We start from the raw sequence: 10,783 nt of genomic DNA, 5'->3' as shown, positions 1-10,783 counted from the left end.
CAGGTCATGTGGCGGAGCCACCTGTCCTGCGACACCGTGCGGCGAGCGTGCGTGCCGGGCGTCGGGGCGCAGGCGGGGAACTCAGAACAGGCCCTGACGCCCTCCCCCGCGACAGGGAGTGGGGGAGGGCGTAAGGGCTGTCGCCGTGGCGTCACGAGGTCGACTTGGGGAGCTGCTGCCCGTAGTCGACGGTGTCGTCCTTGGCCGGGGCTTCCAGCGTGAAGTCCTTGCCCCAGTCGGCGAGCGTGATGGTGCCCCCGCCGCCGGCACGGGCGAACCGCAGCGGATACGGCGTGCCCTTCAGCGAGACGTCGAGCGCCCCGCCCTCACCCTTGCCGCCCAGGATCTGGATGGTGCGGACTGAGCCGACCTTGCCGCGGTCGCCCTTGTTGACCTTGCCGTGCAGCGTGAGCATGCCGTCGAGCAGGGTCTTCATGTCCGTGAAGCCGCGCAACTGCTTGTACGTCGGGTCGTCCTGCGGGACCTTCACATACTTGTCCTGGAGCTTGTCCCCCGCCGCCGCACCGGAATCGCTGCCGTGTTTGTCCTTGTCCTCATGGCTCCAGAAGCCGGAGTCGGCCTTCAGATAGACCTGGTCATCGATCCGCAGCAGCTCGAACGTGCTGGTCTTCGAGGTGACGGAGCCCGTGCCGCCGTCCTCCTTGAGCCGCATGTCGAGCTTGTACGTGCCGCCCTTGCTGACCAGGGTCCCGGCCAGCCGCACCGCGTCCGCGGAGTCGGCTGCCGCCTGCGCCCTCTTCTCGATCAGGGTCGCCGAGAGTCTGCCGACGCCGTTGGTTCCCTTGTCCGGATCCTCGTCGCCGCACCCCGCCAGGGCTGCGGTCAGCCCCGCACAGAGCACGACAGCAAGAGAGGTCCGGCGGCGGGTCCGGACGGGCGGGACAAAAGAGGTCACTGGCGCACTGCCTCTCATCTGCATGTCGGGGGCTGGCAGACCGCAGCGTACCCGTGTCGCGTACGCCGTCCGGCGCAGAGCCGTACGGACTGCTCACCGGGCCGACCCGGAGCGGTACGGGCTAGCCTGATCCCGTCATAACGGTGCAATTCATCCCTGAACGGACCACCCCTCTCCACGGGACGGAAGGAGGCGCAGAGCATGGCGGCAGGTGCACCCCGGGTCTTCGTCTCGCACCTCTCCGGCGTGCCGGTCTTCGACCCCACCGGGGACCAGGTGGGCCGGGTCCGTGATCTGGTCGCGATGCTGCGGGTCGGCGGCCGGCCGCCCCGGCTGCTCGGCCTGGTCGTCGAGGTGCTCAGCCGCCGCCGCATCTTCCTCCCGATGACCCGGGTGACGGGTATCGAGTCCGGTCAGGTCATCACCACCGGCGTGGTCAACATGCGGCGCTTCGAACAGCGGCCCACCGAACGCCTGGTGCTCGGCGAGTTCCTCGACCGGCGGGTCCGCCTCGTGGAGACCGGCGAGGAGGTCACCATCCTCGATGTCTCCGTGTCGCAGCTCCCGGCCCGCCGCGACTGGGAGATCGACAAGTACTTCGTACGCAAGGGCAAGGGCGGGGCACTGCGGCGCAAGGGCGAGACCCTGACGGTCGAATGGTCGGCGGTCAGCGGATTCTCACTGGAGGAGGACGGGCAGGGCGCCGAATCACTGGTCGCCACGTTCGAGCAGCTCCGGCCGACCGACGTGGCCAACGCGCTGCACCATCTGTCGCCGAAGCGTCGGGCCGAGGTCGCGGCCGCGCTCGACGACGACCGGCTCGCCGACGTCCTGGAGGAGCTGCCCGAGGACGACCAGGTGGAGATCATCGGCAAGCTCCAGGAGGAGCGCGCCGCCGATGTCCTGGAGGCCATGGACCCGGACGACGCGGCCGACCTGCTCTCCGAACTGCCCGAGGCGGACAAGGAGCGGCTGCTGACCCTGATGCGGCCGGACGACGCGGCGGATGTGCGGCGCCTCATGTCGTACGAGGAGCGGACCGCGGGCGGTCTGATGACCACCGAGCCGATCATTCTGCGGCCGGACGCGACGGTCGCCGACGCACTCGCGCGGGTTCGGCAGGCGGATCTGTCCCCGGCGCTCGCCGCCCAGGTGTACGTGTGCCGCTCCCCCGACGAGACACCGACCGGCAAGTACCTGGGCACCGTGCACTTTCAGCGGCTGCTGCGGGATCCGCCGTACGCCCTGGTCAGCTCGATCGTCGACAGCGATCTCGTCCCCCTCACACCGGACACTCCGCTGCCGGACGTGACGAGCTATCTGGCCGCGTACAACCTGGTCTCCGTGCCGGTCGTGGACGAGAGCGGATCACTGCTCGGCGCGGTGACCGTCGACGACGTCCTCGACCACCTGCTGCCCGAGGACTGGCGGGAGACCGACTTCCACGGTGGGGAGGAGATCGCGCGTGGCCGGTGAGGACCGCTCGAAGGGGGCGCCGGCGGGGGCCTCGGGCATCGCGCGCCCGCCCCGTTCCCGGCTGGACCAGCCGAAGTCCCCGCGTCGTCGGCTGCTGCCCGAATACGACCCCGAGTCGTTCGGCCGGCTCTCCGAACGGATCGCCCGATTCCTGGGCACCTGGCGCTTCATCGCCTGGATGACACTGGTCATCATCGTCTGGGTGCTGTGGAACGCCTTCGCGCCCGTGGGGTGGCGGTTCGACGGGTACCCGTTCATCTTCCTGACTCTGGTCCTGTCGCTCCAGGCCTCGTACGCGGCCCCGCTGATCCTTCTCGCGCAGAACCGGCAGGCCGACCGCGACCGGGTCACCTACGAGCAGGACCGCAAGCAGAACGAGCGCTCCATCGCGGATACCGAGTACCTCACGCGGGAGATCGCGTCGCTGCGGATGGGGCTCGGCGAGGTCGCTACGCGCGACTGGATCCGCTCCGAACTGGACGACCTCGCGAGGGACCTGCAGGACCAGCAGGCCCTGTACCCGGCCGAGAGTGACGAAGACCGCTGACAGGGCTACTCGCGCGTAGGGACAGGCGCCGTAACATCGTCGGTATGGCTACCGAAGACGCGGTGCGCGAAGCACTGGCGACAGTGAACGACCCGGAGATCCACCGACCGATCACCGAACTCGGCATGGTCAAGTCGGTCGAGATCGCAGCTGACGGTGCGGTCGCTGTCACGGTGTATCTCACTGTCTCCGGCTGCCCGATGCGCGAGACCATCACCAAGAACGTGACCGACGCGGTGGCGAAGGTCGAAGGCGTCACACGGGTCGACGTCACGCTCGACGTCATGAGCGACGAACAGCGCAAGGAGCTCACGTCCTCGCTGCGCGGCGGTATGGCGGAGCGCGAGGTGCCGTTCGCCAAGCCCGGCTCGCTGACCCGGGTGTACGCGGTGGCGTCCGGCAAGGGCGGCGTCGGCAAGTCGTCGGTGACGGTGAACCTGGCAGCGGCGATGGCGGCCGACGGCCTCAAGGTCGGCGTCGTGGACGCGGACATCTACGGGCACAGCGTGCCGCGGATGCTCGGCGCGGACGGCAAGCCGACCCAGGTCGAGAACATGATCATGCCTCCGTCGGCGCACGGCGTGAAGGTCATCTCCATCGGCATGTTCACCCCGGGCAACACCCCGGTGGTGTGGCGCGGACCGATGCTGCACCGCGCACTGCAGCAGTTCCTCGCGGATGTGTACTGGGGCGACCTGGACGTCCTGCTGCTCGACCTGCCGCCGGGCACCGGTGACATCGCGATCTCCGTGGCCCAGCTCGTCCCGAACGCCGAGATCCTCGTCGTCACGACCCCGCAGCAGGCCGCGGCCGAGGTGGCCGAGCGGGCCGGCGCGATCGCCGTGCAGACCCATCAGAAGATCGTCGGCGTCGTCGAGAACATGTCGGGCATGCCGTGCCCGCACTGCGACGAGATGGTCGACGTGTTCGGCACCGGTGGCGGCAAGAAGGTCGCCGAGGGCCTGACGAAGACGGTCGGCGCGGAGGTCCCGGTGCTCGGCTCCATTCCGATCGACGTACGCCTGCGCGAGGGCGGCGACGAGGGCAAGCCGGTGGTCCTCTCGGATCCGGACTCCCCGGCCGGCAAGGCCCTGCGCACGATCGCCGACAGGCTGGGTGGCCGCCAGCGCGGTCTGTCGGGCATGTCGCTGGGCATCACCCCTCGCAACAAGTTCTGAACCGCGGCCCCCTGGCGGGGCCACAGCACAGCCGCCGGGCAGGGCACAGGCCCCGCCCGGCGGCACTGTCGATCCCGTTCGGCGAGCAGGGGGCGCGGTGGCGCCGTCGAGTCCGTCCGGCGATCGAGGACGGAGCGGCAGCCGGGCACCCCGGCCACCGTGCCCTCCTGGAAGTGTCCTGAAGATCTTGAAATCACGCCCAGCTTGCCCCGGTTCATGGCGATTGACATTTACCGGCAATCCGGGGTGAGCCGGGCGGCCAGAGCAAGATCTTCAGCGTTCTCCTAGACGTACGTCGCGATGTCCTCGACCACGGAGAACCCCAGCCCGTACGCGCTCATCCCCCGCCCGTACGCCCCGATGTGCACCCCGCCCGGCGCAGACCCCGCCAGCACCCACCCGAACTCGGACTCCCGGTAGTGGAACGGCACCGGAACACCGTCCACCGGCAGGGACAGCACCGACCACGCGGGCCCGTCCAGATCGTCGGCGAGTTCGAACGCCGTCTCCGTCTGCTGGTCCATCCAGTCGTCCCGCAGCATATGGTCCAGCTGCGAGGGCCACGTGTACGCCAGCAGACCCGAGCCCGCCAGCCACGCCGCCGACGACACCGTGGTCGCCTCCAGCACCCCCGTACCGTCGCCACTGCGCCGTACGGGGCTGCTCGCCACCGTCACCACGACCGCGAACCGCTGCTTCTCGCCGCCGGAGTCACCCCGTACCACAGGCTCCTCACCGTGCCCGGTCGAACCGTGCTGCACCGTGCCGTCCGCCGCCGTGCCGACCTGCATCAGCCAGCGCGGCCCGGTGAAGGCCTCGTCCAGTCCGTACCAGGGGAACGACGCCTGCAGATAGCCGTCGACCGTACGCCGGGTCGCCGGCACGCCCTCTGCGGTGACTGTGCTGGGCGCACCTTCCGCGCCTGCCCGACTCGTCGTCTCCATCTGCCCGGCCGCCTCCTCGATCCCTAGGGGTCCGCAGCGGCCCGCCCCCCTCGGGCGTCCTCGCAACCGGACAGATGGAGAATAGCGATACCGCCCGGACGAGCCGGGATTGACCGGCGTCAGGTGGCGTCTGCGTCGAAGGGCGGACGATCGTCCTTGGTGGGCTGCTCGCGCTTCTTCAGCAGGTCGGGGGCGCCCGGGGAGCCGTTCGCCGCAGTGACCGCCGCGCCGCCCGACACGCCGCCCGCGGAGTCCGTGGACGCGCTCTCGCGACCGTTGACCGCGTCGGTGACCTCGGCCATCTCCTTACGGAGGTCGAAGCTCTCGCGGATCTCCTTCAGCCCGAGATCGTCGTTTCCGTCCATGAGCTGCTTACGGACGAACGTCTTCGGGTTGAGGTCCTCGAACTCGAAGTCCTTGAACTCCGGGCCGAGCTCCGTACGGATGTCTTCCTTGGCGCTCTCGGAGAACTCACGGACCTTGCGGATGAAGCGTGAGGCGTCCTGGATGACCTTGGGCAGCTTGTCCGGGCCGAAGATCAGCACGCCGAGGACCACGAGCGTCACCAGCTCTAGTGCGCCTATGTCATTGAACACCTAGTTGCTCCTCGTGTTCCCCGAGCCCAGGTCGGATGAGGTCCGGACCCGGCCAACGGTACCCGGCCGAACTGTCCGCACGGTAGCGTCCCACGGCCGTCAGGTGCCGGTTGCCGACCCCAGGACCAAAGTCATGGACAGGTCTTTACCACCGCGGGTCAGACCGAGGTCCAGTCGGTCACCCGGACGGTGCGCACGGATCTTCACGATCAACTCCTCGCCGCTGTGCACCCGCTGCCCGTCCACCTCGGTGATGATGTCGCCCGGCTTGATGCCGGCCTTCGCTCCGGGACCGCCGGGCGTCACCGCGGGCTTGCCCGCGGCGCCCTTCGCACCGACCTTGGCGCCGTCACCGGTGTACTTCATGTCCAAGGTCACACCGATCACCGGATGCGTGGCTCTACCGGTGTTGATCAGCTCCTCGGCGACCCGCTTGCCCTGGTTGATCGGGATGGCGAAGCCGAGGCCGATGGAACCTGCCTGGCCGCCCTCGGTCGACGAACTGTTGTCGGCGGCGCGGATGGCGCTGTTGATGCCTATGACATGGGCGTCGGTGTCGACGAGCGGGCCCCCGGAGTTGCCCGGGTTGATCGGGGCGTCGGTCTGCAGCGCGTCGACGTAGCTGATGTCGCTGCCGTCGCCCTTCTCGCCACCCGCGGTGATCGGCCGGTCCTTGGCGCTGATGATGCCGGAGGTGACGGTGTTGGACAGGTCGAAGGGGGCACCGATGGCCACCACCGGGTCGCCGACCTGCACATTGTCGGAATTGCCCAGCGGTAGTGGCTTGAGTCCGGAGACGCCGGTGACCTTGACCACAGCCAGGTCGTAGCCGCTGTCCTTGCCGACGACCTTGGCGCGCGCGGTCTCGCCGCCGCTGAACGTCACCGTGATGGAACCGGAGGAGCCGGCCGGGGCGACAACATGGTTGTTGGTGAGGATGTGGCCCGACTTGTCGAGGACGAAGCCGGTGCCGGTGCCGGATTCGGTGGTGCCGCTGACATGGAGGGTGACCACGCTGGGCAGGGCGCTGGCGGCGATGCCCGCGACGCTGTCGGGGGCGCGGCCACCGCTGTTCCTCGCGGCCTGCGGAAGCTCGACCGTGGTCAGACCGCCGTTGCGCTCGACGTAGGCACCGATGCCGCCGCCCATGCCGCCCGCCACCAGGGCGAGCAGCAGTGCGCCGACGAGCAGGGAGCCGCGTCGGCTCTTCCTGCGCCCGCCGTCCGACCCGAGCGGGGGGCCGGGGTGGGTCAGCGGCTGCCGGGGCGCACCCCAGGGGTCGTACTGCGACCACTGCGAGGACTGTGGCGGGTGGGGCGGGGGTGTGAAGGCCGGGGCAGGGCCCGGGAGGGGCGCGGGGGCCGTGGGCATCCCTGCGCCGTTCGTGCCGGTGCCTGCGTACGGCGGCGGTACGGGAGTGCCGTGCGCCGGTGTCGGCACCGGCCGCTGTACGGGTGGTGCCGGTGCCCAGGGGCCGGGGCCGCCGTACGGCGGGGTGCTGTACTCATCGGGCTCGTGCAACGGCTTCACCGCAGGCACCGGCGCCTGGGCCGTCGCCGCGGGTGCGTGCACCCCGGGCTCGGGCGTCACCGGCGCGGGTGCCACGGGCTCGGGCTCGGGCGGTGCAGGCTGGGCGGGGAGTACGGGCGCCGGGCTCGCGTCTGCGACGACCGCGGTGTCCGGGTCACCGGCCGGTGTGCCCACGGACCGCACGTCCTCCGCCGGTGCCACCGCCGAGGCGGGAGCCTCCTGCGGCGCTGATGCGGTGGCGCGCCCCGCCGTGGGGCGGCTCCACCACTTCGCCTTCGGCCCGGTGGGCTTCCCGTCGTCCATGCTCTCCCCGCAACCGCCACAACTGGCCTCTGCACGCGCCCGAAAGGACGTCCCTCCCGGAATTCCTCCGTGGATTCAACCAGGTTTACGAATCGCTGCGCAGACCCCCGTCAGCGCTGGGCGGAAAGCGGCAGACGGCGATCGACGGAGGTGGGCAGGGCGGCCGCCGACGTGGGTGTCCAGGACGCGGTCGGCGAGGGCGTGGGGGAAACGGGGTTCCGGCCGCTTCCGAGCGCGTGCGTGAACAGCGGACTGGTGGCGGTCGGTCGTATCAGGGGGGACGTGGACACATCCGTCAGTACCGCCGCGGCGAAAGGGTTGGCCGTGAGCCGGCCGGTGCCGAACAGGGCGGGGACGGGTGCCGCGGTATTCGGCGGCTGGGCCGGGGGACCGCTCACGGAACCATCGCCGGGCACGCCGGACGTGCCGAGGCTGCTGCCACCGCGACGGCTGGTCACGCTGCCGCTCTCGGCCCGCTCGGCGGCATCGAGCGGGGTCACGTTGTTTCCGGTGCCCTCGGCGCGGGTCACGGCGCCGGGAGCCGCTCCTGTCGGCAGGGCGCCACCCAGCGCGATGGCTGCCAGCGAGACGGCGCTGGCAGCCGCGAAGGCGAACCTGCGGCCGCGCCACGGCGACCGGTCCCCCTCCCGGCCCACCTCATGGATCCGGAACGCCGAACGCGATCCGCCGGCCGGAAGCACAGCCGTCGAGCCGTGCGGCGTCCCGAAGTAGCCGAAACGGTCCAGCGGCGACTTTCCCGAAGGCGAATCGGTGCGGCTTCCGGGGGGCTGCATCACCGGGAAAAGTCCGTCGGCGAACCGCCCGGAGCCGCCAAATGGTCTTCCTTGGCGGTCGTCGTCACCGCCCGGCCCCCCGGGAAGGCCCTGCAGCCGGGCGAGGAACCCCTCGGACGGCGACGGCGGGGCGGACTGTGCGAAGACACTCTTCAGCCGCCGCTGGGCGACAACCTCGGCCTTGCACTTCACGCAGGTCGCGAGATGGGCGAGCACCCGCTCGCGGGCGTCATGTTTGAGCTCACCGTCGACGAGCGCGGCAAGGCGGTCCCCCAAGTGCTGTTCCGCAGGGGTCGGACCTGTGCCACTCACGCCGGCCCGCCCTCCACTGCCACCACGGCTCCCGCCAGCGAGCGCTGCTCGGCGCGGGCCTCGGGAGAGCGGTGCTGCAGAGCCTTGCGCAGATGCGAGCGGCCGCGGTGAATACGGCTGCGCACGGTACCGAGCTTCACGCCGAGGGTCGCGGCGATCTCCTCGTACGAAAGTCCCTCGATGTCGCAGAGCACGACCGCGGCACGGAATTCGGGCGCAAGGGTGTCCAGCGCCTGCTGTACGTCCGCGTCGAAGTGGGTGTCGTTGAAGGCCTGCTGCGGGGACGGCTCACGGCTCGGAAGCCGCTCGGCGGCGTCGTCACCGAGGGAGTCGAAACGGATCCGCTGCTTACGGCGGACCATGTCCAGGAACAGGTTGGTCGTGATGCGGTGCAGCCAGCCCTCGAAGGTGCCGGGTGTGTAGGTCGACAGCGAACGGAACACCCGGACGAAGACCTCCTGAGTGAGGTCCTCGGCATCGTGCTGGTTTCCCGTCAGACGGTAGGCAAGGCGGTAGACACGACCGCTGTGCGTGCTGACGATCTCTTCCCATGAGGGCGGCATCCACGCCTGGGAGTCCGCATCTGAGGCGAAGGTCGCGGTCGGTGCGGAGTCGTTGGAAGAACGGTCAGCAATGTTGGTCACGGATTTCGGCTCACCCGCCGACCTGAGAAAGCGCCGCAGCACTCGTCCCCGATCCACAGGCGCAGCCGCACCTCCCCTGTCGGCTCTGGTGGTGTCCAGTGGAGCCCCTACCATAGCCACCTCGCCCGTTAGCTCCGGATAAACCTTTTTTTCTGCTGGGGTCCGGGATCATCCCCGGGAACCCGTCGGCCCATGATCCGGGGCCCGGTCTGCGGGCCGGATCCATGGGCTTTCCCCTGCCCTTTCCTAACGCCCGGTCCCATCTGCGGGTTCCCGGGTGCAGCGGATACAGTCACCGTTGCGCCAACTACGGGGACAGGAGAGGGTCATTACCGCCAACCGGCAGACGAGCTGGGCGTTCGCCGACGCCTTTGTCGCCGAGGACGAAGCACTGCGCTGGGCCAGAGACCGGGCCCGGGAGGCAGGGCTCCGCTCGGTGTCACCGGGCACCGGCGCCGCGCTGCGCTTGCTCGCTGCCACGACCGACGCCAAGGCGGTGGCCGAAATCGGCACCGGAACCGGCGTGTCCGGCATCTATCTGCTGCACGGGATGCGGCCGGACGGGGTGCTGACCACGGTCGATCCGGAGCCGGAGCGGCAGCAGTTCGCCCGCCAGGCCTTCCGGGCGTCGGGGTTCGCGGCCAATCGGGCCCGTTTCATCCCCGGCCGCGCCCTCGACGTACTTCCGCGGCTCGCGGACGGCGGATACGACCTCGTGTTCTGCGACGGCGACCGGCTGGAGAGCCTGGACTGCCTCGCTGAATCGTTGCGCCTGCTGCGACCTGGCGGTCTGGTCTGCTTCGAGGGCGTCTTCGCGGACGGCCGTACGGTCGACTCCGCGGCGCAGCCGGCGGAGGTACTGCGGCTGCGGGAGCTGTTGCGGGCGGTGCGGGAGAGCCAGGAGCTGATGGCTACATTGTTGCCGGTGGGCGACGGGTTGCTCTGCGCCGTCCGGCGTGGGTGACCGTTCGCCGTTCCGCGCCCCTCGACAAAACGGCCGGTCGTCGTCGGTCTCCCCCGGCCTCGAAGGACCGGGAACCCCTTCGACGGACTTGTTCCGAATGCATCACTGCCCCGGCACGGACCCGTGCCGGGGCAGTGATGAAGTGTGGGCGCCTCTGCGTCAGCCGACGACCTTCTTGAGGGCGTCGCCGAGTGCATCGGCCTCGTCCGGAGTCAGCTCCACAACAAGCCGACCGCCGCCTTCGAGCGGAACGCGCATGACGATGCCCCGCCCCTCCTTTGTCACCTCGAGCGGGCCGTCGCCCGTCCGCGGCTTCATGGCCGCCATGCTCGTTCCCCTTCCTGAAACCAGCTCATAACAACCGGCGGCCCCATGACAGGCGCTGTCTCACCGGCATCGAACACATTGCTTCCAGGCCATTATCCCGCATCACAGACCCCCGTGACCAACATCGGTCTGCATCGCTTGCGCAACGCGCTCTCGCAAAACCACCCAATTCGGCGATCCGACTGCGATACTCCGTCGCCTTCGCCCCTCCATCGGGGCGCAATTGTTAGACGCAGGTCACATGCTCCCCCT

General features: G+C 69.9%; 11 protein-coding genes. 4 read left to right on the top strand and 7 right to left on the bottom strand.

The window, feature by feature from the left end; all coding sequences use genetic code 11:
• Positions 1 to 151 precede the first annotated feature (151 nt).
• The gene (locus tag AB0915_RS06480) at positions 152 to 916 is read right to left on the bottom strand and encodes a hypothetical protein (protein ID WP_366689980.1); all 765 of its coding nucleotides are present in this window, start codon (positions 914 to 916) and stop codon (positions 152 to 154) included.
• Positions 917 to 1,117: 201 nt separating this feature from the next.
• On the opposite strand from AB0915_RS06480, the gene AB0915_RS06475 reads away from it, so the two are divergent.
• From AB0915_RS06475 to AB0915_RS06465, 3 genes are read left to right on the top strand one after another with little or no spacing between them, the layout of a single operon-like run.
• A complete protein-coding gene (locus tag AB0915_RS06475; protein ID WP_366689979.1) occupies positions 1,118 to 2,392 on the top strand; it encodes a CBS domain-containing protein in 1,275 nt (424 codons plus the stop codon).
• The gene (locus AB0915_RS06470; RefSeq protein ID WP_366689978.1) at positions 2,382 to 2,939 is read left to right on the top strand and encodes a DUF1003 domain-containing protein; all 558 of its coding nucleotides are present in this window, start codon (positions 2,382 to 2,384) and stop codon (positions 2,937 to 2,939) included. The genes AB0915_RS06475 and AB0915_RS06470 overlap by 11 nt, the downstream gene beginning before the upstream one ends.
• A gap of 44 nt (positions 2,940 to 2,983) precedes the next feature.
• Complete coding sequence (locus AB0915_RS06465; RefSeq protein WP_366689977.1) at positions 2,984 to 4,117, top strand: Mrp/NBP35 family ATP-binding protein; 1,134 nt, start codon at positions 2,984 to 2,986, stop codon at positions 4,115 to 4,117.
• 284 nt (positions 4,118 to 4,401) lie between these two features.
• Here AB0915_RS06465 and AB0915_RS06460 read toward each other — a convergent pair whose 3' ends face one another.
• From AB0915_RS06460 to sigE, 5 genes are all read right to left on the bottom strand, one after another.
• Complete coding sequence (locus AB0915_RS06460; RefSeq protein WP_366689976.1) at positions 4,402 to 5,061, bottom strand: hypothetical protein; 660 nt, start codon at positions 5,059 to 5,061, stop codon at positions 4,402 to 4,404.
• A gap of 119 nt (positions 5,062 to 5,180) precedes the next feature.
• Positions 5,181 to 5,657 (bottom strand): sec-independent translocase, encoded by a 477-nt coding sequence (locus tag AB0915_RS06455; protein ID WP_366689975.1) that lies wholly within the window; start codon positions 5,655 to 5,657, stop codon positions 5,181 to 5,183.
• Positions 5,658 to 5,756: 99 nt separating this feature from the next.
• The gene (locus AB0915_RS06450; protein ID WP_366689974.1) at positions 5,757 to 7,490 is read right to left on the bottom strand and encodes a trypsin-like peptidase domain-containing protein; all 1,734 of its coding nucleotides are present in this window, start codon (positions 7,488 to 7,490) and stop codon (positions 5,757 to 5,759) included.
• 110 nt (positions 7,491 to 7,600) lie between these two features.
• Positions 7,601 to 8,596, bottom strand: a complete 996-nt coding sequence (locus tag AB0915_RS06445; protein WP_366689973.1) for a zf-HC2 domain-containing protein — start codon at positions 8,594 to 8,596, stop codon at positions 7,601 to 7,603.
• Positions 8,593 to 9,354 carry an RNA polymerase sigma factor SigE gene (gene sigE, locus AB0915_RS06440; protein ID WP_366689972.1) on the bottom strand — a complete coding sequence of 254 codons (762 nt, stop codon included), beginning with the start codon at positions 9,352 to 9,354 and terminating at the stop codon, positions 8,593 to 8,595. Before sigE ends, AB0915_RS06445 begins: the two co-directional genes overlap by 4 nt.
• A 184-nt stretch (positions 9,355 to 9,538) precedes the next feature.
• Here sigE and AB0915_RS06435 point away from each other — a divergent pair, with 184 nt between their 5' ends.
• On the top strand, positions 9,539 to 10,204 hold the full coding sequence (locus tag AB0915_RS06435; RefSeq protein ID WP_345510608.1) for an O-methyltransferase: 666 nt from the start codon (positions 9,539 to 9,541) through the stop codon (positions 10,202 to 10,204).
• 159 nt (positions 10,205 to 10,363) lie between these two features.
• Here AB0915_RS06435 and AB0915_RS06430 read toward each other — a convergent pair whose 3' ends face one another.
• On the bottom strand, positions 10,364 to 10,531 hold the full coding sequence (locus AB0915_RS06430) for a DUF3117 domain-containing protein (protein ID WP_003966491.1): 168 nt from the start codon (positions 10,529 to 10,531) through the stop codon (positions 10,364 to 10,366).
• Positions 10,532 to 10,783: the final 252 nt, after the last annotated feature.

Source organism: Streptomyces sp. NPDC048411 (genome assembly GCF_040704695.1).
Lineage (GTDB): Bacteria > Actinomycetota > Actinomycetes > Streptomycetales > Streptomycetaceae > Streptomyces.
Note: the sequence above shows the minus strand (reverse complement) of the source record. Positions and strands in the feature narration are given on the sequence as shown.

Excerpts from the sequence above, each read along its gene's own strand:
- AB0915_RS06475 (WP_366689979.1), top strand. The coding sequence starts at position 1,118 with ATGGCGGCAGGTGCACCCCGGGTCTTCGTCTCGCACCTCTCCGGCGTG.
- AB0915_RS06465 (WP_366689977.1), top strand. The coding sequence starts at position 2,984 with ATGGCTACCGAAGACGCGGTGCGCGAAGCACTGGCGACAGTGAACGAC.
- AB0915_RS06460 (WP_366689976.1), bottom strand. The coding sequence starts at position 5,061 with ATGGAGACGACGAGTCGGGCAGGCGCGGAAGGTGCGCCCAGCACAGTC.
- AB0915_RS06450 (WP_366689974.1), bottom strand. The coding sequence starts at position 7,490 with ATGGACGACGGGAAGCCCACCGGGCCGAAGGCGAAGTGGTGGAGCCGC.
- sigE (WP_366689972.1), bottom strand. The coding sequence starts at position 9,354 with ATGGTAGGGGCTCCACTGGACACCACCAGAGCCGACAGGGGAGGTGCG.
- AB0915_RS06430 (WP_003966491.1), bottom strand. The coding sequence starts at position 10,531 with ATGGCGGCCATGAAGCCGCGGACGGGCGACGGCCCGCTCGAGGTGACA.